Here is a 20,275-nt window from a genome sequence, read left to right on the forward strand (position 1 = left end):
CGTTTTTCTAAATAATCATTTTTCTAAATAATTGTGTTTGCGGGCTTTAGCGTCTAGTAGATGAAAGTGCCTGTAATGCACAATTATTTTTTTGCGGCAATGCTGCTAGCGGGTGCAGGTTAAGACAAACTCTCTGGCATGAAGAAGGTTAATGTCTTGCAGGACTGTTAACAATTTGCCGCACACCCTATAGAACTTGGACATCCTTAGTTTCAAGAATGCTCGGTGAACGAGTATTGATATTCGGATTTCAAAAGCTTTAAGATCGTGCAGGAATCGTAGTGGATAATGCCGGGAACTCTCTGAATCTTATTAAACAACGCTAACAGGTCTTCGTGGGTGCCAAAGCAGGCATCCATAATGATGTTGTAGTGTCCGGTGACGATCGCCACAAACTGCACTTCTGGCAGGGTAGATAGAAAATCTGCAACGGCATCAATGCGATCGCAGGCGACGTTGATTCGCATCGTGACAATATGAGGGACACCGAGCTTGCGGGGGTTAAGCTGGGCACGGATTTGCATTACGCTCGACTGAAGCAATCGCTGCACCCGATAGCGGACGGTGGATTCGGGCAGGGACAACTGCTTGGCAATATCGGTAAATGCCTTGCGTCCATCCTCCTTCAGCAGATTAATAATGTCTTGATCAACCTCATCCAGCGGCACAACTTCTAGCGGAAACGGGGTTTGAGTCATGAGTGCAATCCTACTTGCAATCCGGAATTAGCCAAAGTCGCAAAGTGATTCATAAATGCTTGCGATATCAACAATAAATCAAAGATGAATTAACTTTGTATCAATTAAAACGGTTTTCGGTTACGGTTGTCACTAAGTTGTTGAATGTGACTAAGTTGTTGAATGTCACTCAAATGTCACTCAATCGTAAAAGTGTAAAAGTGACATTTCTCCGAACAGTGGAGCGTTTGCCCCTGCCGTCTTCTTTCTAGAGGCATTCGCTTCGATCCCACCTTCAAAATCAGGAAAACTGCTGTGCCGCGCTACCAGCCTCTTAATGCCCTTGAATTTGCTCGCTTTATCGGGATTCGTACCTTTGCCCGTCTGCCCCACATTCAAACTCTGGATGCAGTGGATGTGGCGATCGTCGGGCTGCCGTTTGATACTGGAGTGACCTACAAGGTCGGAGCACGGTTTGGACCCGAAGCAGTTCGCAGCGCGTCGGCAATTTTACGTCCCTACAATCGGGAACTCAAGGTAGATGTGTTTGACACCCTATCCTGCATTGACTACGGCGATGCGCCTGTCGTGCCGGGTTACATTCACGATAGCTATGCGGCAATCGCAGACACCGTTCGGCCGATCGCTGAAGCAGGTGTGATTCCGCTGGGCATTGGCGGCGATCACAGCATCACCTTAGCAGAACTGCGGGCACTGGCAGCCGTCCACGGACCCCTCTCGCTGGTGCATTTTGACGCCCACTGCGATTTGTGGGACAGCTACTTTGGGCATCGCTACACCCACGGAACTCCCTTTCGGCGCGCGGTGGAAGAAGGCTTGATTGTGCCTGAGCGATCGATTCAGATTGGAATGCGTGGACCCGTTTACGACGAAGACGATGTGCAGTTGTCGACGCAGTTGGGATTCCTGGCTCTGTCTACCACGGAGCTGCTGAGCTACACACCAGCGCAAATTGGGGCGATCGTGCGCGATCGAGTTGGTGATACGAAAGCGTTTCTTTCCTTTGATGTGGATTTCTTTGATCCGGCATTCGCTCCTGGCACAGGCACTCCTGAAGTTGGCGGACCCACTAGCTTTCAGGGACTTGCTTATCTGCGATCGTGCGTTGGCTTAAACTGGGTCGGGGCAGACGTGGTAGAAGTGCTTCCCGCTCAAGATCACGCCCAGATTACCGCTCAGCTTGCCGCTCAGGTCGGCTATGAGTTTCTATCGCTGGTTGCCCTGAATCGACTCAAGCAACAGACCGCCGATCGCCCAACCGTGCTGGCAGAGTTCTAAAAGAACACGATTTTCCGGCGTTGCTGAATCGGAGTATGATACGCCCCACTAGCCACCTAAAGTTGGGGGGAACCAGAATTCAAAGTCCCCCAGCATTGGGGGATTTAGGGGGCGATACAGAAGCTAAATTTGCACCCTTCATATCCCGATTCAGCAATACCAATTTTCCTTATCCCCTCATCTCGTCATCTTTCCATTTCCTGATCTCCCTACCCCCTTATTTATCCACGCACCCACCTACCCCTATGCCCTCTGTTTGCGAAAGCTGGTTCTCGACCCAAAAAATTTCCGATCGCCTTTATCTGATCACCGAGCCGCACTATTACTGGTTTAATCGAGCAAATTTGTGGCTGATTAAGGGACAAAAGCAGGACTTGCTGATTGATACGGGGCTGGGCGTTTCCAGTTTGCGGCAGTACATCGCGTCGCTGATCGATAAGCCGCTGCTGGCGATCGCCTCCCACATTCACTTTGATCACGCAGGCGGAATGCACGAATTCGATCGACGGGCAATCCATGCGGCGGAAGCCTCTGCGCTGCGAACTGGAGATGACTATGAGGCACTCTGTACGCCTAATCAGGGCTGGGTGCGGCAGGAAGATTTTCACTGTTTGCCTCATACCGGATTCACCGTGGAGCAATATACACTACACGGCACTGAGCCGACTGATATTCTAAACGAGGGAGACGTGCTGGATTTGGGCGATCGAGTGTTTGAGGTGCTGCATCTTCCAGGGCATTCTCCGGGTTGCATCGCCCTATACGACCCACAGGCAAAAGAGCTGTTTTCTGGCGATGTGGTCTACGATGGCGAACTGCTCGATCAGCTTCATTGCAGCCATGTGTCCACCTATCTCTCGACTTTTGAGCGGCTGAAAAAGCTGCCGATTGAAACGGTTTATCCGGGGCACTATACGGTCTTCAATCGAGAACGCTATCACCAAATTTTGGATGAATATCTGGCGGCAAAACGTCAGCCCGGATGTCCGTCTGAGGTGCGTCAAATCAGGATGCAGTCGGTTTAGCTGCCATTTTCATCCGTCCTGCGCTTGTGTCTTTGAGGTCAATCAATGCAAAGAAGAAATTTCCTGAAGTGGGTCAGCTTTTTTTCGGCAGGTGCGGCATTGCCCAATTTTCTGGCTGCCTGCAATGCTCAGCCTTCGGTAGGGACGGGTGCAGGTGAAAATGCGGCAAGCAAACCTCTAACTATTGGGGTGCAGCCCTGGGCGGGTTTTCTGGGACAATACATTGCGCTGGACAAAGATTTCTTCAGTGCCGAAGGGGTAACGGTCAATGAGGAATACTTTCAGGTGGCGACGGATACGAATACTGCGCTTGCTGCCGGAAAGGTTGATCTTGCCTGGGTCGGTGTGCCCGATTTGATGACGCTGGTGGCGCAGGCCCCCACACTGAAAATTCTGATGATTTCGGACTACTCGAATGGCGCAGACGGCATTCTGGGACGCAATATCAATCGTGCGGCAGATCTGCGCGGTAAGAAAGTCGCTCGTGAAGATGCGCCCTACGCCAAGATTTTTCTCGGTAGCTATCTGAAGCAGGCGGGACTCAGCGAAAAAGATGTGGAAGTGGTGTCGCTCTCGGCGAGTGATGCAGCGACGGCGTTTGCGGCTGGCAGGGTTGATGCAGCAACCACTTATGAACCGTGGCTAAGCAAGACAGTCGAGGAAGCGAACGGGCAAATTTTGTTCACCTCGAAAGACACTAACGTTATTCCAAATGGTTTGGCGGCAAGCGCAGAAACGATCGCCTCCCGTCGTGACGATATCTTGAAATACATGCGGGCGATTGACAAAGCACTTGCCTTTGCCAAAACCAACCCTGAAGAAGCCAATCAGATTTGCGCCAAAAAGCTGGGCATTACGGCTGCTGAGATTCCGCCGCAGTTATCGGGCATCCGCATCTTTGATGTGAAAGGCAACCAGGAAGGCCCAATGAATCTGTCCAGCCCCTATAGTTTGGTGAAAAGCCTGCAATCGGGAGAGCAGATTATTACTCAACTTGGCTTGATTTCCAAACCCATTGATGCCGCTTCTCTGGTGGATGATTCCCTGGTGAAGTCTCTCTAGTAGCTTGGCCCAGGGCAAAACTTAATGCAGTGATTTGATTCATTCGTACCTCACGATACGGAATCGATCGCTTCATTTCGATTACCACAGCATAAGATTTGAGGTGTCATCAACTCGCTTGCCCCTCTAACCCTTTGCCTATGAATCGTCCTCTTCGATCGCTGGGTGTGCCCCCCAATGCCTGGGCAGTCGATGCTCAAGTCGCCGATATCACTCGTCCGCCGATTCCCCCGCGCCCGATCGAGCTGCCCACCGATAGCAAAACCCTGCGCCTCGATCTCTCAAAAGCTGCGCTGATTGTGGTCGATATGCAAAACGACTTTTGCCATCCTGATGGCTGGTTAGCGCATATTGGTGTGGATGTGACTCCGGCTCGTGAGCCGATCGCCCCGCTGAAAACCCTGATCCCCGAACTGCGATCTGCGGCGGTGCCAATCGTCTGGCTTAACTGGGGCAACCGTCCCGATTTGCTCAACATCAGTGCAGGGCTGCGTCACGTCTATAATCCGACCGGAGAAGGCATCGGCTTAGGCGATGGACTTCCAAAAAACGGTGCGCCCGTGCTGCAAAAAGGAAGTTGGGCGGCGGCGGTCGTTGATGAGCTAATTCAGGAATCGGAAGACATCTCCGTCGATAAATACCGCATGAGCGGCTTCTGGGATACGCCTTTAGACAGTATTCTGCGAAACCTGGGCAGAACTACGTTATTCTTTAGCGGCGTGAATGCCGATCAATGTGTGCTGGCAACGTTGCTTGACGCGAATTTCCTGGGCTACGACTGCATCCTGCTGCGCGACTGCACTGCCACCACTTCGCCAGACTATTGCCTGAAAGCGACTTTTTACAATGTGAACCAGTGTTTTGGCTTTGTGGCTGATTCTGCGGCTTTACTGAGTGCCCTGTAAGTGCTGTTTGAGTGTGATATTTGCCCTTCCCCTGACCTGTGCTTTGCAGTTCCCCAACGGGTAATTACCTATGGACTCCTCCTGCATCATTCCGCTGATCAAAACGCCGAAGGACTATCAGGCTTTTCGCATCAGTCCCCAAGATACGAATCGACTGGCGATCGTCTTTGACCCCTCCAGCGCGAATATGTCGCTAACCTACTGTGTCGAAATCTTTGACGTGGGCGGAAAAACGCCACCCAATCGCCATCAGCTCGCAGTCGAAATGTTTTTTGTGCTCAAGGGCGAAGGCGCGGCAACCTGCGACGGCAAAACCGTTCCGATTCAGGCAGGCGATAGTCTCCTCGTTCCCCCCACCGGAACCCATGTAATTGAGAATACGGGAAGCGATCGGCTCTATGCTCTCTGCATTATGGTTCCCAACGAAGACTTTGCTGAACTCATTCGGAGCGGCATCCCGGTCGAGCTAGACGATCAGGATATGGCGGTTTTGCGGCGAAGCGAAGCAGTTCCCCCGGTGGGGTAAGCAGAATGAGTTGGTGAAAGGGTAGTGATGCTGCTTAATTTACGGGCTGTGACAGTTGCCTAGAATGTAAAAGGAGAAGGAATAACACGAGTGGAGTTTGCTATGCCCGATCTTGCTACCTTTGGTCTCTTCCTGACAGCCGCTTTCATTCTCAGCATTACTCCAGGACCGGGTATTCTTTATACCCTGATGCGTAGCCTCAATGGGGGTAGATCTGAGGGAATTTTGTCTGCTCTCGGTCTATTTGTAGGCGGACTCGTTCATGTTGTTGCTGCTGCGATCGGTATTTCTAGCCTGCTGATGACTTCTGCTGTTGCATTCACAATTGTGAAGTATGTGGGAGCAGCTTATCTCATTTACTTAGGACTACGAACTCTTTTGAGTCACGATGCCTTATCAATCAATACTAATGCAGTAGTACAGCCAAAACGCCGCGAAAGTGCATTTTACCAGGGCGTAATGACCGAGGTTCTCAATCCTAAAACAGCATTGTTTTTTCTTGCGTTTATTCCTCAATTTATTCATGTTGCAAATGGAAACGTTTTAACTCAGTTTTTATTTTTAGGTCTAATTACAGATTTTTTGAATCTTACTGTTGATATTGTTGTTGCTACATTTGCAGGATCGATTGGGCAGAAATTGCGAACAAGCTATAGGTTCAGGCAAGGTCAGCGCATTACTTCAGGCTGCACCATGATTGGGCTTGGTGCGTATGTTGCTGTTGCTGAACAGAAGTAGCGTATTTCAAACAAAAAAGCTGTCGTTTCGCAGCATAGTGTTTCCATCGAGCGGCTGCAGGAATTCCCGATCTTATGTAAGCAGATGTTCTCCCTCAGGACGCTTTTAGAGAGCTTATTGAGTTAGGAATTTGAGAACGCAAGGTCACTAGCGGCAGATGAACCGGAATGTTAAGTAGAAAAACTCATGCTCTACTCAGTTCGTCATAAACAAACCCTGTCGATGCAAACTAGCAATCGGGTTAGACTCGATGCAGATGTGTATTACCCCGACAGCGATGAGTCGTTTCCGGTGCTGCTGATGCGTCAGCCCTATGGACGATCGATCGCCTCCACGGTGGTTTATGCTCATCCGTCCTGGTATGCGGCACAGGGCTACATTGTGGTGATTCAGGATGTGCGGGGGCGCGGTTCTTCAGAGGGCGAGTTTGATCTGTTCGCCAACGAAATTGAGGACGGTTACGAAACGGTGCAGTGGGCGGCGGGCTTACCCCAAAGTTCCGGACAGGTGGGGATGTATGGCTTCTCCTATCAGGGCATGACCCAGCTTTTTGCGGCGGCAAAGCGTCCACCTGTGCTAAAAACAATCTGTCCCAGCATGGCAGCCTCTGACCTATATGCAGACTGGGCCTATGAAGGCGGCGCGTTTTGCTATCAGCTCAACCTGGGCTGGGGGATTCAGCTTGCCTCAGAGACCGTGCGGCGACAGGGCAACGAGGAAGCTTTTCTAACGCTCTACAGCGCGGCACGCAATCCACCGATTTACAATCCGGTCTGTCCCCGATCGGGCATTTTGGAGCAGTTGGCGCCCGACTGTCACTATCACCCCTGGCTGCACGAATCGAACCCCGAAGCGGAATACTGGCAGAAACGATCGCCCTGTACCTACTTACACGAGGTCGATCTGCCGATGCTGCATATTGGCGGCTGGTTTGACACCCACCTGCGCGGCACGATCAAGCTTTATCAAACGATGATCGCGCAAACCGATTTGCCCCAGCACCTCATCATCGGACCGTGGGCACACCTCCCCTGGAGCCGCAAAGGGGGCGCAGTTGATTTTGGCGAAGCGGCACACAGCCCGATCGATCGCCTGCAAATTCGCTGGTTTGATCACTTCCTCAAAGGCATCGACACCGGGTTACTGGAAGAACCGCCGATTACCTGGTTTGAGCTGGGCAGCAATCAGTGGCGCAAGTTCGATCGCTTTCCCACCTCCAATCCCCAAACTTTCTACCTGCAAACCACCGGACTCGCCGCCATGTCTGAGCAGGAAGGCAAGCTGACAATCGATTCCCCTAATTCTCTTCTACCCGATACGCTGATTCACGACCCCTGGCGACCTGTTCCTTCTCTAGGCGGACACGCCGCATTTCCCGCCGGCAGCTTCGATCGCAGTGCAATTGACGGACGATCGGATGTGCTGACCTACACGACTGATCCACTCACAGAAGCCCTGCACTTCGCCGGGGAAATCTTTGTCGAGATCTGCGCGACTGCCGACACCCCCAGTTTTGATCTTTGCGCCGTCCTCTCCGAAATCAAACCCAACGGCTCCGCTTTCAACCTGACTCAGGGCTATCTGCGAATTTCATCCCCCGCGACCTCCCATCGCATCGCCCTCCAGCCCGTCTGTGCCCGCATTGCCGGTGGAAACTCGCTGCGACTCAGCCTCAGTGCCGCCTGTTTTCCCGCCTATGTGATGAACCCTGGAACAGGCACTCTTCCACAAAACAGCCACTTGATCGAGGCACAGGTGATTACGATTACGCTGAAGAGTGATAGTGAGGGACGATCGCAACTCCTCTTGCCCGTAGGTACAGCTAAATCTTTGCCGGAGGCGTAATCCCGAGCTGCACCAGTCCTTCTTCTAGCTCCTTCAGAAACTCAAAATCTTCTGGCAGCAGTCCGCCCTGATGCGGTTGGGGATCGAGAAACGCGAATGCCTGACGAAATTCCTGGGGAGTGGCGGCGATCGGTGCATCAAAATGACAGGGAATAATCTGCTGAAAATCCCATTGGGCAATTTGATCAACCCAGGCAAGGGTTTCCTGTGGAGCACGGTTGAGGATCAGCGTTTGCAAAATCGGCGCGACAAATAAGCGTCCTTCTCCCCAGAGTGCCTCAAACGATCGCTCCCAGTCTGCTTGCCAGGCGAAGGGGAACAGACCAAACAAGGCTTTGCGCGATCGATCCTCTGCCTGCTGTGCTTCACGCCATGCCCGACCTAAGGGAACCGTTTCCAGTGCGCTCGGACGAAAGTAGAAGGCAAACAGGCAAACGCGATGCCAGCCTTTTTGTCTTGTCGCTTCGCTGTCCGTCACGCGATCGAACCCGTTATCTCTGGCATGAAATAAAAGTGGATAGGGATCAAGCTGCACCATATCCGGCGGGTCGTTGGGAATCGACAATACCGAATCTGCGACCAAAAGCGTACCTGTTGCCCGATGGTGCAATGCCACTTCGCCAAACGATCGCTCTTTTAGCGGCACATGCAGCAGCGCATAGTCAAACTCATCGGTAAAGGGAACGTCTGCCGGATTTGCAGACAGAATGTGCGTTCGCCTGACGGGAAAGCCGAGCCAGCTCAGGGGCAAATTGACCGGAAAGCTCCACTGATTAGGCGCAACGTAAACCTGAGCATCGGGAAAGTAACGCGCAAACGGTCCCACAAATACCTTATGTTCCAAGCCAGAGACGGTCGGCAGAATGATGTATTTTACCGCGCCGTGCTGTGCCTCAAGCTCTCTCACCAAGCGAATACATTCCCTGGTCGGCGCAACCGGAGCATACACCAGCAATCCACCTGCCGCTAAACGCACGATCGTCATCCGAATAGGCACCGCGACGTAAATGATTCCCTGAATCTGGTCAAACGTCCAGACTGTGTCTTTCACAATTTCTTTGCGAAGGGTGCGCCGCCGCCGGTAGGGATAAAGCGGCACGGTCCACCAAAACCGCCAGACCCAATCAGCCGGGTCAGCGGAAGACTCTAAAGGGAAATGATTTGATTGCTGCACGACTTGCGACATAACCTTTTACGCCTGCACCAACGAAACACTGCGATCGATAGAAGCGATCGATAACAGTGAGCTAACTCTGAATCTAGTTTAAATAGTTACGGGACAAGTCAAACGAGCCACGCTCACAACCTGCCTCTTGACTCGTTGTTTGTAACATCATCCTGTAGCGGTAATCGTTCTACCTATGGCTGATGTAAACCGATTGCTGCCTCGATAAAACAAACGAAATAAGCCTTAAATAATTGCTCAGGTAACCCGTTTCCTAGACTCGTGAATTTGCGTTACTTTTAATCCGGGAGAAAATGTAATCCCGGAGAAGATGAAATGACGCTTACAAAACGCTGTATTGCTGAATTTATCGGCACTTTCTGGCTCGTGTTTGGCGGGTGCGGCAGTACCGTTTTCGCTGCCACTTTTACCGGAGCTGACCTCGGCAATAATGTGCCGTTTCCGCTTGGAATTGGCTTTGCTGGGGTTTCTCTTGCTTTTGGTTTAACCATGCTAACGATGGCTTATGCGATCGGGCACATTTCGGGCTGTCACCTGAATCCGGCAGTCTCCTTTGGCTTGTGGGCAGGCAAGCGATTCCCCGGCTCTGAACTGCTGCCCTACATCGTGGCTCAAGTGCTGGGTGCAAGCGTTGCTGGAGGCTTGATCTACCTGATTGCTAGCGGTGCGCCAAACTTTGCGCTCACCGGTTCTAATCCGCTAGCGACGAATGGATTTGGTGAGCATTCTCCGGGTGGCTACAGTCTGCTGTCCTGTTTGCTGATTGAAGTGCTGCTGACCTTCATTTTCCTGATGGTGATTCTAGGCGTCACCGATGAGCGTGCGCCCCAAGGGTTTGCTCCGATCGCGATCGGTTTGTGCTTGACCTTGATTCACCTGATCAGCATCCCGGTGACGAATACTTCGGTGAATCCGGCACGCAGCACGGGCGTTGCTCTTTTTGCAGGTGCAGAGCTGTTCAGTCAGGTGTGGTTGTTCTGGCTGGCTCCGATCGTGGGTGCGATTCTGGCAGGGCGGGTGCATAATGCACTCTTTAGCACTCCTGGTCTGGAAGAAGCAAGCCGTCTGCGGGAACCGGTTTAATTTGGTTTAATTTCGAGTTGCTTTAGCTGTTCGCTGTTACTCGATTGCTCCTCATCTCCTCATTCTTCTGCACGGAGCTGCCGCAGGATGGGGATTTTTTTGTACTGTTCAGGACGAATGCTATCCCACACTAACCCGGCTGGGCGCGGGAAAGCAGCATGAGTTTCGATCGCTCCTTCGGGTGTCACAATCCAATTCACTGCCCAATCGTGGGGCTGCATAGGCAACCGATCGTTCTCAACAATTTGTAGCGAGTGAACTGTCGTGACGATCGGCGTACTGTCCTGAACCCGGTTAAATCGTTTCAGCATTGCGAGTTCCAGATCGGCAAACCCTGCTCCTTTTCCCGTGCGTCCCCCCGATCGCGTCACGGCAACACAGCCTACTATCACAAGATCGATCGGCTCCATTTCGTCAAAGCTGACATACTTTCCGCATTTCAAAGCATTTCGCGCGATCGCAGCCTCCGCCAGATCAACCCCACGAGCTTGCAGTGCCTCTGCGGTTAGCTCCACAAAACAGCGACGGTTCGTAAGACGTGGAACTGCCATATAAAGCCGCTTGCCTTCCTCCAGTGCCCGCTGCCTGACCGGGATATGGGGTGCATCGGGATTGCACTTGATTACCTTTGCCTGCTGCCAAGCAGATAAACCTGCAAGCTGTTCTGCTGCTTCGCTCGCCCCCATAAAATTCGGAATATGTCCAGTGGGGTCACGCCGACAGATGCCCTGCTGCTTTAGCCTTGCCCAAATTTCTGCCCGAAGCTGGTCTTTGTCAGGATGGTAGCCGCTCCAGCCCGTTTGTCCTTCAAATTGATTTTCTCCCGTAGCCATCAGATCTCCTGCACCCAAAACTAGCTTTTAATCCATTTTCCCAAGTTTCCAGGAAACGCCACTTTCAAAGTCGCTTGCTCAAAATTAAAAGAGATTTAGAGGGAATTTAGCCAGAGCTACCCCTACGATTAAAAAATCCAGCCCCCACAAGAAACTGGATCACCTCTGAAATATGTGAAATAGCTTGATTATGAAACTGGCAAATTACTGGAGCATCAGCAAACTGACGATCGCCAGCACCGCACCCGCCAGATAAAACCGACCTACAACCTGGGTTTCCGTCCAGCCCGACAGCTCAAAGTGATGGTGCAGCGGAGACATTTTCAGTAGCCGCTTGCCAATTCCGTTTGCGTCTTTGGTTGCCTTGTAATAGCTTACTTGCGCGATCACCGAGAGCGTCTCTGCAAAAAAGACCCCACTGAGCAGGAACAACCCAAACAGTGATTGCGTCAAGATTGCCACTGCTGCCAGGGCACCGCCCAGAGCCAGCGATCCTGTATCACCCATAAACACTCGTGCCGGATGGTGATTATGCACCAGGAAACCCAGACAACCGCCGCTCAAACAGACGCAGAAGGTTGCTAGCTCCGGCGAGTTAGGCGCAACCAGGGCTGCCAATCCCAGAAGGGCGATCGAGCCTGTTCCGCCTGCGAGTCCATCTAAGCCGTCCGTTAGATTAGTCGCGTTGCTTTCTGCTACCAGCACAAACCAGGCGAGCGGAAAGAACAGCAGTCCCAGTGGCAGCATGAAACCCAGGGGCAGTGTCAGAGTCGTGATCGTTGCAGGCTGGGTCAAGGCTGCCCACAAACAAAATAGCCCGCCAAAACCGACTTGCAGTGCCAGCTTCATCCGGGGAGAAATGCCTTTATTCGATTTCTTGCTGAGAATTTGCCAGTCGTCGTACCAGCCGATCGCCGCATAAGCCAGCGTCAGAGCTGAGACTGCCACCACATTTGGCTGAAATCCTGTCCAGACGAGAGCCAGCAGCACCGCAGCCGGAACAAAAAACAGACCGCCCATGGTCGGCGTACCCGCTTTCTTCAGATGCGCCTGCGGACCTTCCTGACGAATAATTTGCCCTGCTTTTAGGGCACGCAGCAAAGGAACAACCCAGTAGCCCAGCGCACCTGCTACCAGCATCGAAACCACCAGCGGCAGAATCAGGCTGTCCTTCGCTAAAAATGCTCGCTCCGCAACGCTATCTAGAATGAGCGCAGCTGCACCCAGCCCTGAACAAAGCGTTAAAAAGGTTCGATAGCCTCCAAGACCCAGTGGTCTATCTGGAATTAATTTCGCGTCCACAGTTTGAATCACTCCACACCACACACTACCGCAGCGTCTCGCCAATTTTCGGAAACAAAGTCAGGAGTTTTTACTCAAGCAATGTCCAATCCAGATTCACACCACACTCCCTGACGCTGCTTCGGAATTCAAGATACCTCGTATCTCTGCATTCTTTTACCGAAAACACACCTGAAAGACATAATTCCCCAGGAAAAAGATAGAAAACTTTATCTTTCTCCTGTGAAGACTATATGAAGGTTAGTCGTCGAGGTCAAGCACATCGTCATCGTCGTCATCTAGGTCAAAGGAATTGTCCTCACCTGCCATGAGCGCGTTAATTTCTTCTTCATCGTCGCGGTAATCGTAGTCAGACCCATCGCGAGACAGCAACCGACCTGAACTTTCCAGCCAGTCGAGAATCGAGGCATCTCGCTGGAGGGGAATCACCGGAGCGGGCTGATCGCGCGGAACTTCGTGCAATGCTGGATTACGCATACCAGAAACCACCAATTAAATTACTAAATAAACTGAACCATTTGCTCAGAAGCAGAGCTTAACGCAGTCGGACGCTTAAACGCGACGAGTAGAGACCCGAATGAGGTTCCACCAGATTTCACACTTCAGGTCACCCCTAAGAATGAAATTCGCCTGAAACTTACTTCGATCGCTATCCCGACTTACAGGATAGTGGTAGCTTAAATCTCACCGTGGGTCAATCCGAGAATCCACTATCGAAAGCATGATTTTTGCCCTGATTGGGGCAATACGACCGAACGACGCAAGCTCAAAAGTTCTCAGCGTTTCATTTCCTAGTGTAAGGTGCGGAGGAATCTGTATGTTTGGCAAAGCGACCCTCCTGGAAACGATCGCCGGAAAAAACCGCGGCATTCTGGCAACGGCAAACGATCAGCAGGCAATTTTGGCAGCGATCGCTCAGCTCGAAGACCGCAACCCCACCCCCGAACCGCTCCAGGCACTCGACCTGCTCGACGGCAACTGGCGGCTGCTCTACACCACTAGCCAGGAGCTACTGCGAATCGACCTGATTCCTTTTTTCAAGCTGGGGCAGATCTATCAGTACATTCGCGCCAGCACTGCCCAGATCTACAACATCGCCGAAATCTACGGCCTGCCTTACCTGGAAGGCTTTGTCAGCGTTGCTGCCCGGTTTGAGCCGCAGTCGCAGCGTCGGGTGAAGGTCAACTTTGAGCGATCGATCCTGGGACTCCAACGCTTGGTTAACTATCAATCTCCCGAAGCTTTTATTCAGCAAGTCGAAGCAGGGCAAAAATTTCCGGCGATCGACTTTCAGATTAACCAGCAGGACCAAAAAGGCTGGCTCGAAATTACTTATCTGGATGAGGATTTGCGGATTGGGCGCGGAAATGAAGGTAATGTATTTGTACTGACCAAGGCGAAATAGAAGTCCTTGTAGTCACGACCCGCCGCATGCCTGAGTCTAAGCCAAATTCTCCTCTTCCAGACAGGAGCCAGCAATGGAGTCAGAAATCGAGCTAGAAGTACAGGAAAGAACTTATTTGCGCCTATCGCAAGGACAGCTTCAGACGCTCTCAACCTGCCCGCGCAAATTTCAGCATCTCTATCTCGATCAGCTTGGTTTTCCGCCTACCCCTGAAGAGCAGGAGCGACTGACCTGGGGAAATCAGTTTCACCTGCTAATGCAGCAGGATCAAATGGGGCTGACCTTAAAGCCTTTGCCTCAAGCAACCCCTAAAACAAGCGAACAGGCAATGCAGCGATCGATCGAAGCATTCCGGCAGGCTGCCCCTGAGCTATTTGATCATCGTCCAGAAATCCTGCGCCTGAGCGAACATCGCCGCACCCTCCAGCTTTCCGATTACCTGCTGACCGTCATTTACGATCTGCTAATTCTGGAAGACGATCGCGCTCAAATCCTCGACTGGAAAACCTATCCGCGCCCGCAAAATGCCCGTTGTCTGGAGCAGCACTGGCAGACCCGCCTCTATCTATTTGTGCTGGCAGAAACTAGCCACTATCCCCCCGATCGGCTTTCGATGACCTATTGGTACGTGCAGGCAGGCGACTTTGAAACGCCTCAACCCCAGTCACTGAATTACGCTTACTCGATCGCCCAACATCGCCGCACTCAGAAAGACTTACTTCACTGGCTTGATCGTTTGGCTCAATGGCTGGCGGCATACGATCGAGGGGAACTGCTGCCCCAAATCGAAGCGAAAAACCCCTGTCAAACCTGCGCCTTTGCCTTACGCTGCCAGCGAGAATCAGACCGCGCTTCAACTCATCCTTTCCCAACCGTAGCTGAGATCGAGGAAGTTAGCCTGCACGGTGACGGATAGCCCGTTGTCGATTTGAGACGACTTTCAGGAGGATGTGCACAAGGGAACAGATGAGAGTTGAGAGTTCCTGGGAGATCCTTCCTAGCCTTCCTTAAAAAGGGGAAAGCGAACCGATGCGGGTGTTCTTTTATAACCGATAAGCTACAACAAACCGATCGCCCTTTGGAATTGCTTCCTCAAAGACGATCGGCTATTTGCTGTGCTGATTTTATTGAAAGGAAATGCCTATGCTTCCCGACCCAGGAAGGTACGTACCTGCTTCAGGGCAGCCGCACCGATATTAAAGGCAGCCCAGCTACCTGCAATCAGCACCGGAGCCAGAACAACTACTACACGCCAATCCATATCGAAAGTCCTCCCTAAAGATTTATCAAAAATCTCTCATGATGAGATCTATTTTGCGGTCAATCGGCTTAATTTTCCAGACCTAACTTAACAAAATCCTAAATCTGTTCCTCGACCTGCGTGAACCAGTGCCAGTTTCTCATATTTGCGGGCGTGTTCAATCAAGTCTTTTGCTTCGGTTTCGGACACTTCGCGCAGCACTTTTCCCGGTATGCCCACAACCAGCGATCGCGGTGGAACATCTTTGGTTACCACCGATCCAGCACCGATAATGCTGCCTGCCCCCACGCGTACCCGATCCAGCACGATCGCTCCAATGCCAATCAAACAGCCGCGCTCAATGTAGGCACTGTGAACCACAGCTCGATGTCCGATCGTGACAAACTCCTCCAGAACGGTCGGTTCACCCGGATCACCGTGTAAGATTGCGCCGTCTTGAATGTTGGTCGATCGCCCGATCGAAATTTGCTCTACGTCTCCTCGCACGACTGCCCCATACCAAATACTGACTCCAGGATGAAGTTCAACGCGACCCATTACGGTAGCATTAGGAGCAATAAAGGCGGCTTGAGACAGGTCAGGGATATCCCAGATTGATGGACTTCCCTGAAAATCATCAGAATTGCTCACTCGTCCCCCTCTCAACAAACCTCTGAGAATACAGGGAGTATAATAGAGCCACTAGAATCGGCTCAAACTGCCCGTCCTAGGCGCATACCCCAAATGATGAATACAGCTTTACAATATCCAATTTTCGGTCCCGAAATTCAGTGTCCCCACTGTCGGCAAACGATTCCGGCACTTACGCTGACGGATACTTATCTCTGTCAGCGACATGGCGCGTTTGAAGCCAATCCCAAAACAAACGAGCTGGTTCATCTCCAGTCTGGACGGCACTGGCGGCAGTGGAACAACGAGTGGTATCGCCAGCATACCCACCCTGACGGCATTCGCTTTGAAATTCATGAGGCGCTCGATCGCCTTTACACTCAGGGCTATCGCGCCACTCGCGTTATTATTGCCCGTCGCTATAAAGATTTAATTAGCACTTACTTGGAGCGCAGCACCCCTTGGCGTGGTCAGCCGGATGCGCCCCGTCCGCGTCTCTATGGGCTGCCCGTCGAATTCAGTCCCGATCCGGCAGAAGAACCCTGTTGGGACGTGATTAACTTCGACCTAGAAAAGGAACCCGGCGCGCCTGTCCGTTATCCCTACTTCCGTCTGTTTGAGTAGGATTCTACGAATCTTGCCCTATGCACCATGCCTCGATTCGCACGGCAAATATCTATCGGGCGATCGCCTTCTACGAGCAGCTTGGCTTTGAGGTCTGTGAACGGTTCACAGCAGGAATCACGCTTGCCTGCTGGATGCAGGGTTTAGGCGGTCGAATCGAGCTGCTGCAAGTTCCCCAACCTCGTCCGGCGGCGGATGCGTTTGGCGACGAGCATTACACAGGCTACTATCACCTGTCGTTTGACCTGACTGGGTTGACCGATGACCTCCCGGTCTGGCTCGACCACTTGAAAGGCCAGTTTGACAAAGCAGTGTGTGATTCCGATCAACTTCAGCCGCTCCAGGTTTTGCTAGAACCGACCCAGCAAATAATTGGCGATCGGGTGTACGAAGTTGCCTTTATTGCGGATTCGGATGGTTTGCCTTTGGAGTTTCTCAGGATGATGTCTCAGCGCACAGGAGTATAGCAAATTTTGCTCCAATGTTTAAAATTGTATTTAGCAGTGCTCCACTCAACCTTTGAGTTGGGCTAGTTTATAGTCATCCGCCAATTGATCTGTTTGCCCATTCACTTTCTCACTTTTTTTATGGAATCTGGTAGTCAAGCAAGTGAACCTCCGGGACGAGCGGCTTTGCGAGTTGCAGATGTTGCTGGTACGCTCATCGCGCTCCTGACCCTTCTCACCCCGATTGTGACCATTGCTTATTTCTCCTCCGTCAATGCTCAGAGCTTACAATCGCCACCCATGACGGTAGAGAGCAAATAGGGTTCACTAGAGTTTATGCTTTGCGTTAGTGACAGCTTGCATTCGCCTGTTCGGACAGGCAATGAAGCGGCTGGGCAAATCGCTCGTGTAAATCTCCTAGAGATCCCCTAGGGGAGATCCTGATGATTGCGGAATCCCCTTCTCCCCTACAATGCTATCGAGGGACTTTTGCGCTTTCCCGGAGCTTAATACGAACTGCCGGAAAAGTGGAATGTCTCTGTACCCGTCGATTTGGAGATACGCTGTGGATTTATCGCGCATTCCCCCTCAGCCCAAGCCTGGACTGCTCAACATTTTGATCGAAATTCCGGGTGGCAGCAAGAACAAGTACGAATTTGACAAAGATCTGAATGCCTTCGCGCTCGATCGCGTCCTTTATGCCTCGGTACAGTACCCTTTTGACTATGGCTTTGTGCCCAATACTCTGGCAGACGATGGCGACCCGCTCGACGGTATGGTGATGATGGATCAGCCAACTTTTCCGGGCTGTATTATTGCGGCGCGTCCGATCGGAATGCTGGAAATGATTGACGGTGGCGATCGCGATGAGAAGATCCTCTGCGTGCCCGATAAAGACCCCCGCTATGCTGGAATCAAATCGCTCAAAGATGTTGCACCCCATCGGCTAGACGAGGTTGCTGAATTCTTTAGAACCTACAAAAATTTGGAGAAGAAAGTGACAGAAATCCTGGGCTGGAAAGACGTTGACCAGGTGATGCCGCTCGTCGAGCAGTGTATTCAGGCAGCAAAGTAGGCTTGAATTGGGTAGACCTTTAAGCAGGTAGACATTGATTAACCGTGGAATGTGCTGGCGTAGAATTGGGTCTAGATCGTCGCAGCGCACCACGCACCGGATTGATGCTCGGTCGTCCTTCTAACTGTTGGGCGGCTGAGCTGTTTTTGATCTAGATAAGCCAATTTTCAAACTGTACTAATCATTCGATTTACGGCGCGATTTCAGCGGATTATTTTTTTCCAGGGTGTTTTAGCAAGCAATTGAAGTATCAGAGGCGATCGAGGGCATACTCTGGAGGAGGTAGCCTACAGGCTGCCCTACTACCGCTCTTGCCTCTGGATTTTTGTCTTAAAAATCTAGAATTGAATGACTCGCCCACGAAATTACTGAACCCTCACCTGCAATGTCAGTCGTTGATCCGTCTGATCGTCGCACGTTACAGCCGCTCGATAGCAAACAGCCCAGTAGTGCCGAAGCGTTAACGGTACGGTTTTGGGGTGTGCGAGGCGAAGTGCCTACACCAGGAAATGACATGGTCGGCTATGGCGGCAACACTGCCTGTGTAGAGCTAAGAGTAGGTCAAGAGCGGCTGATTTTTGATGGAGGTACGGGGCTGCGCGTTTTAGGCAAACAAATTCTTCAGGAGATGCCAGTTCGGGCGCATCTCTTTTTTACGCACACCCACTGGGATAGGATTCAGGGGTTTCCTTTTTTTCAGCCCGCCTATCTGGAAGGCAACGGCTTTGAGATATACGGAGCAGTCGCGCAGAATGGGGCATCGATCAAGCAACGGCTTTCTGATCAGATGCTTCGTCCTAATTTTTCGATTCCGCTGCAAATGATGCGATCGGAACTGCGGTTTCACGACATCTCGCCCGGTCAAGTCATCTCGATCGACAAAGAAATTCAGGTCGAGTCCCTATTTATCAACCGCTCGACGGGTGGCTTAGGCTATCGCGTGACCTGGAGAGGGCGTACCGTGGTCTACGCAACCGATATTGAACCCGACTGCGAGCATATTGAGCAGAGCTTACAATACCTGGCACAGGAAGCCGATTTGCTGATTTTTGATGTAGCAGGCTCAGACTGTACTACCTTGCCTCAGCAGACCCCAGAAAACCGTTTTGCCGATCGGCTCGACGAGCAGCAGATCAAGCTCTGGACAGCAGGAATTCAGGTTGCGATCGCAGTACAGGTCAAACAAGTTGTTCTGTTTCACTATGATCCTGGACATGATGACTCTGTCCTGGCTCAAATCGAGGCATCGATTCAGGCTCAATTTCCTGATGTGCAGCTTGCCCGAGAAGGCATGGTGCTAATCATTGGGAGTTGACCCTGGGTTGACCAGAGGTTGACCGCTCAATGCAGTCTCTTCTGGCAACCCGTCTACGCTTGGAGCGGAGCAAGAATTTTCAGCGCGATCTGGAAGACAAGGATCAGCAGCGGAAAGGCAATTCCTAATAGTCCTAGCCAGCTTAATACTTGAGATGTAAGCTTCAGCCTTCGCTTTCGCTTTCGGGGAGTGCCAGGGGTGGTCGGGGTTAGGGCAATCTGAGTACTACTTGCCATCAAACAGGCACCGCCAAGCCCAAGCAAAATACTCAGCACAAATAATTTCTGAGGCTGAATTGCTACTGGGGTAACTGAAATTGCAGACACGATCGCAAAGCAAACGATTTGGAGAATCAACCAGATTCCCAGGCAAATCACGAAATCGTGCTGAACGGGATTTCGCGGGAGAAATCGCCTCTGACGTGAGAGAAATTGCTTCATAAAAGGTTAAAAGAGCAGATGAATTAACCCTGCTGGCTTCCGTTGATTAATTTAGTCTGTTCCTGCCCACTAAGTAAACTTTAATTGCCGTTTTGTCCTGCTCTCCGATAGACTCTGTTAGCCTGCATAAATAAGCCTTATGTCTTTAATACCTTACGTCTTTAATAGAGGCTAAGCGATTTTTGCGAACTCGTGACGCTTCCTGCGTTCAGTCCATAAGTTTTAATTAGCAAATCTGCTGTCTCTATGACTGTCGGTGTCCCCTGCCCCTATTGCAAGAAATTTTTCATTGTCCTTATGCGGCACTACTGCTATAGCTGGATCGAAAACTGGTGCAAGGAAAACGGTTGGACTGACCTATTTGTGGTGGATCGGAACGAATATTGGGCGTTCCCGCCTTTTGGGGTGATGCCGCTGCCGATCCCAAGTCAAACGCTTCGCACTCTAAAACAGCAGCATGGGTTTAGCCCGGATGAGCGACGCTGGTGCTCGATCGCCGTTGGAGCCACACTACTTGCATCGATCGCGAGCTATTGGTTGCAATGCCCGATGCCGCTTGTAGGTGCTTTTGCGCTGGGGGCGGTCACCGTGGCCCAGCTTGAGGAAGATTAAAATTCAG

Annotated in this window: 24 protein-coding genes; 16 read left to right on the top strand and 8 right to left on the bottom strand. The window is 51.6% G+C overall.

Features of this window, described 5'->3' with window-relative positions; translation table 11 throughout:
* Positions 1-212: 212 nt before the first annotated feature.
* On the bottom strand, positions 213-698 hold the full coding sequence (locus NDI45_RS13905; protein ID WP_190793972.1) for an Lrp/AsnC family transcriptional regulator: 486 nt from the start codon (positions 696-698) through the stop codon (positions 213-215).
* 294 nt (positions 699-992) lie between these two features.
* Between NDI45_RS13905 and speB the strand changes: the two genes are divergently transcribed.
* From speB to NDI45_RS13940, 7 genes are all read left to right on the top strand, one after another.
* Complete coding sequence (gene speB, locus NDI45_RS13910) at positions 993-1,976, top strand: agmatinase (protein WP_190793973.1); 984 nt, start codon at positions 993-995, stop codon at positions 1,974-1,976.
* A gap of 245 nt (positions 1,977-2,221) precedes the next feature.
* Positions 2,222-3,001 carry an MBL fold metallo-hydrolase gene (locus NDI45_RS13915; protein ID WP_190793974.1) on the top strand — a complete coding sequence of 260 codons (780 nt, stop codon included), beginning with the start codon at positions 2,222-2,224 and terminating at the stop codon, positions 2,999-3,001.
* 45 nt (positions 3,002-3,046) lie between these two features.
* The gene (locus NDI45_RS13920; RefSeq protein ID WP_348247687.1) at positions 3,047-4,063 is read left to right on the top strand and encodes an ABC transporter substrate-binding protein; all 1,017 of its coding nucleotides are present in this window, start codon (positions 3,047-3,049) and stop codon (positions 4,061-4,063) included.
* A gap of 140 nt (positions 4,064-4,203) precedes the next feature.
* The gene (locus NDI45_RS13925; RefSeq protein WP_190793976.1) at positions 4,204-4,968 is read left to right on the top strand and encodes an isochorismatase family cysteine hydrolase; all 765 of its coding nucleotides are present in this window, start codon (positions 4,204-4,206) and stop codon (positions 4,966-4,968) included.
* 70 nt (positions 4,969-5,038) lie between these two features.
* Complete coding sequence (locus tag NDI45_RS13930) at positions 5,039-5,494, top strand: cupin domain-containing protein (protein WP_190793977.1); 456 nt, start codon at positions 5,039-5,041, stop codon at positions 5,492-5,494.
* Between the two features lie 102 nt (positions 5,495-5,596).
* A complete protein-coding gene (locus NDI45_RS13935; RefSeq protein ID WP_190793978.1) occupies positions 5,597-6,232 on the top strand; it encodes a LysE family translocator in 636 nt (211 codons plus the stop codon).
* 186 nt (positions 6,233-6,418) lie between these two features.
* Entirely contained in the window at positions 6,419-8,077 is a 1,659-nt protein-coding gene (locus tag NDI45_RS13940) for a CocE/NonD family hydrolase (RefSeq protein WP_348247688.1), read from the top strand.
* Here the strand turns inward: NDI45_RS13940 and NDI45_RS13945 are convergent.
* Positions 8,055-9,263: a DUF4336 domain-containing protein gene (locus NDI45_RS13945; RefSeq protein WP_348247689.1), complete on the bottom strand. Its 1,209-nt coding sequence runs from the start codon at positions 9,261-9,263 to the stop codon at positions 8,055-8,057. The two genes, NDI45_RS13940 and NDI45_RS13945, sit on opposite strands and share 23 nt — an antisense overlap.
* Positions 9,264-9,578: 315 nt before the next feature.
* Here NDI45_RS13945 and aqpZ point away from each other — a divergent pair, with 315 nt between their 5' ends.
* The gene (aqpZ, locus tag NDI45_RS13950) at positions 9,579-10,346 is read left to right on the top strand and encodes an aquaporin Z (protein WP_348247690.1); all 768 of its coding nucleotides are present in this window, start codon (positions 9,579-9,581) and stop codon (positions 10,344-10,346) included.
* A gap of 59 nt (positions 10,347-10,405) precedes the next feature.
* On the opposite strand, the gene NDI45_RS13955 is transcribed toward aqpZ, so the two are convergent.
* From NDI45_RS13955 to NDI45_RS13965, 3 genes are all read right to left on the bottom strand, one after another.
* Positions 10,406-11,179: a 5-formyltetrahydrofolate cyclo-ligase gene (locus NDI45_RS13955; RefSeq protein ID WP_348247691.1), complete on the bottom strand. Its 774-nt coding sequence runs from the start codon at positions 11,177-11,179 to the stop codon at positions 10,406-10,408.
* A 204-nt stretch (positions 11,180-11,383) separates the two neighbouring features.
* Entirely contained in the window at positions 11,384-12,481 is a 1,098-nt protein-coding gene (gene mraY, locus NDI45_RS13960; protein WP_190793982.1) for a phospho-N-acetylmuramoyl-pentapeptide-transferase, read from the bottom strand.
* A gap of 240 nt (positions 12,482-12,721) precedes the next feature.
* Positions 12,722-12,958, bottom strand: a complete 237-nt coding sequence (locus NDI45_RS13965; protein WP_190793983.1) for a DUF3134 domain-containing protein — start codon at positions 12,956-12,958, stop codon at positions 12,722-12,724.
* A 340-nt stretch (positions 12,959-13,298) separates the two neighbouring features.
* Between NDI45_RS13965 and NDI45_RS13970 the strand changes: the two genes are divergently transcribed.
* Positions 13,299-13,886, top strand: a complete 588-nt coding sequence (locus tag NDI45_RS13970; RefSeq protein WP_190793984.1) for a PAP/fibrillin family protein — start codon at positions 13,299-13,301, stop codon at positions 13,884-13,886.
* Positions 13,887-13,959: 73 nt separating this feature from the next.
* Positions 13,960-14,802 carry a PD-(D/E)XK nuclease family protein gene (locus NDI45_RS13975; RefSeq protein WP_348247692.1) on the top strand — a complete coding sequence of 281 codons (843 nt, stop codon included), beginning with the start codon at positions 13,960-13,962 and terminating at the stop codon, positions 14,800-14,802.
* Positions 14,803-15,027: 225 nt separating this feature from the next.
* On the opposite strand, the gene NDI45_RS13980 is transcribed toward NDI45_RS13975, so the two are convergent.
* Both NDI45_RS13980 and NDI45_RS13985 read right to left on the bottom strand, forming a co-directional pair.
* Complete coding sequence (locus NDI45_RS13980; RefSeq protein WP_190793986.1) at positions 15,028-15,147, bottom strand: photosystem II protein Y; 120 nt, start codon at positions 15,145-15,147, stop codon at positions 15,028-15,030.
* An 87-nt stretch (positions 15,148-15,234) separates the two neighbouring features.
* Positions 15,235-15,777: a gamma carbonic anhydrase family protein gene (locus NDI45_RS13985; RefSeq protein WP_347277916.1), complete on the bottom strand. Its 543-nt coding sequence runs from the start codon at positions 15,775-15,777 to the stop codon at positions 15,235-15,237.
* A gap of 93 nt (positions 15,778-15,870) precedes the next feature.
* On the opposite strand from NDI45_RS13985, the gene NDI45_RS13990 reads away from it, so the two are divergent.
* From NDI45_RS13990 to NDI45_RS14010, 5 genes are all read left to right on the top strand, one after another.
* Positions 15,871-16,380, top strand: coding sequence for a TIGR02652 family protein (locus tag NDI45_RS13990; RefSeq protein WP_190793987.1), 510 nt, complete (start codon positions 15,871-15,873; stop codon positions 16,378-16,380).
* 20 nt (positions 16,381-16,400) lie between these two features.
* On the top strand, positions 16,401-16,847 hold the full coding sequence (locus tag NDI45_RS13995; RefSeq protein ID WP_190793988.1) for a VOC family protein: 447 nt from the start codon (positions 16,401-16,403) through the stop codon (positions 16,845-16,847).
* Between the two features lie 120 nt (positions 16,848-16,967).
* Positions 16,968-17,147 carry a hypothetical protein gene (locus tag NDI45_RS14000; protein WP_190793989.1) on the top strand — a complete coding sequence of 60 codons (180 nt, stop codon included), beginning with the start codon at positions 16,968-16,970 and terminating at the stop codon, positions 17,145-17,147.
* 244 nt (positions 17,148-17,391) lie between these two features.
* The gene (locus NDI45_RS14005; RefSeq protein WP_190794002.1) at positions 17,392-17,901 is read left to right on the top strand and encodes an inorganic diphosphatase; all 510 of its coding nucleotides are present in this window, start codon (positions 17,392-17,394) and stop codon (positions 17,899-17,901) included.
* A 385-nt stretch (positions 17,902-18,286) separates the two neighbouring features.
* Positions 18,287-19,216, top strand: coding sequence for an MBL fold metallo-hydrolase (locus NDI45_RS14010; RefSeq protein WP_348247693.1), 930 nt, complete (start codon positions 18,287-18,289; stop codon positions 19,214-19,216).
* Between the two features lie 53 nt (positions 19,217-19,269).
* Here NDI45_RS14010 and NDI45_RS14015 read toward each other — a convergent pair whose 3' ends face one another.
* Positions 19,270-19,656 (bottom strand): hypothetical protein, encoded by a 387-nt coding sequence (locus NDI45_RS14015; protein WP_190793991.1) that lies wholly within the window; start codon positions 19,654-19,656, stop codon positions 19,270-19,272.
* A 297-nt stretch (positions 19,657-19,953) separates the two neighbouring features.
* On the opposite strand from NDI45_RS14015, the gene NDI45_RS14020 reads away from it, so the two are divergent.
* Positions 19,954-20,268: a hypothetical protein gene (locus tag NDI45_RS14020; RefSeq protein ID WP_190793992.1), complete on the top strand. Its 315-nt coding sequence runs from the start codon at positions 19,954-19,956 to the stop codon at positions 20,266-20,268.
* Positions 20,269-20,275 lie beyond the last annotated feature (7 nt).

Source organism: Leptolyngbya sp. GB1-A1 (assembly GCF_039962475.1).
GTDB lineage: Bacteria > Cyanobacteriota > Cyanobacteriia > Elainellales > Elainellaceae > Leptolyngbya_A.

Bases quoted from the DNA above. Each gene is read 5' to 3' on its own strand.
- NDI45_RS14000 (WP_190793989.1), top strand. From the start codon at position 16,968: ATGGAATCTGGTAGTCAAGCAAGTGAACCTCCGGGACGAGCGGCTTTG.
- NDI45_RS13945 (WP_348247689.1), bottom strand. From the start codon at position 9,263: ATGTCGCAAGTCGTGCAGCAATCAAATCATTTCCCTTTAGAGTCTTCC.
- NDI45_RS14015 (WP_190793991.1), bottom strand. From the start codon at position 19,656: ATGAAGCAATTTCTCTCACGTCAGAGGCGATTTCTCCCGCGAAATCCC.
- NDI45_RS13995 (WP_190793988.1), top strand. From the start codon at position 16,401: ATGCACCATGCCTCGATTCGCACGGCAAATATCTATCGGGCGATCGCC.
- NDI45_RS13920 (WP_348247687.1), top strand. From the start codon at position 3,047: ATGCAAAGAAGAAATTTCCTGAAGTGGGTCAGCTTTTTTTCGGCAGGT.
- NDI45_RS13940 (WP_348247688.1), top strand. From the start codon at position 6,419: ATGCTCTACTCAGTTCGTCATAAACAAACCCTGTCGATGCAAACTAGC.
- aqpZ (WP_348247690.1), top strand. From the start codon at position 9,579: ATGACGCTTACAAAACGCTGTATTGCTGAATTTATCGGCACTTTCTGG.
- NDI45_RS13970 (WP_190793984.1), top strand. From the start codon at position 13,299: ATGTTTGGCAAAGCGACCCTCCTGGAAACGATCGCCGGAAAAAACCGC.
- NDI45_RS13930 (WP_190793977.1), top strand. From the start codon at position 5,039: ATGGACTCCTCCTGCATCATTCCGCTGATCAAAACGCCGAAGGACTAT.
- NDI45_RS13965 (WP_190793983.1), bottom strand. From the start codon at position 12,958: ATGCGTAATCCAGCATTGCACGAAGTTCCGCGCGATCAGCCCGCTCCG.
- NDI45_RS13905 (WP_190793972.1), bottom strand. From the start codon at position 698: ATGACTCAAACCCCGTTTCCGCTAGAAGTTGTGCCGCTGGATGAGGTT.
- NDI45_RS13980 (WP_190793986.1), bottom strand. From the start codon at position 15,147: ATGGATTGGCGTGTAGTAGTTGTTCTGGCTCCGGTGCTGATTGCAGGT.
- NDI45_RS13955 (WP_348247691.1), bottom strand. From the start codon at position 11,179: ATGGCTACGGGAGAAAATCAATTTGAAGGACAAACGGGCTGGAGCGGC.
- NDI45_RS14020 (WP_190793992.1), top strand. From the start codon at position 19,954: ATGCGGCACTACTGCTATAGCTGGATCGAAAACTGGTGCAAGGAAAAC.
- NDI45_RS13935 (WP_190793978.1), top strand. From the start codon at position 5,597: ATGCCCGATCTTGCTACCTTTGGTCTCTTCCTGACAGCCGCTTTCATT.
- NDI45_RS14010 (WP_348247693.1), top strand. From the start codon at position 18,287: ATGTCAGTCGTTGATCCGTCTGATCGTCGCACGTTACAGCCGCTCGAT.
- NDI45_RS13990 (WP_190793987.1), top strand. From the start codon at position 15,871: ATGATGAATACAGCTTTACAATATCCAATTTTCGGTCCCGAAATTCAG.
- NDI45_RS13925 (WP_190793976.1), top strand. From the start codon at position 4,204: ATGAATCGTCCTCTTCGATCGCTGGGTGTGCCCCCCAATGCCTGGGCA.
- NDI45_RS13915 (WP_190793974.1), top strand. From the start codon at position 2,222: ATGCCCTCTGTTTGCGAAAGCTGGTTCTCGACCCAAAAAATTTCCGAT.
- NDI45_RS13975 (WP_348247692.1), top strand. From the start codon at position 13,960: ATGGAGTCAGAAATCGAGCTAGAAGTACAGGAAAGAACTTATTTGCGC.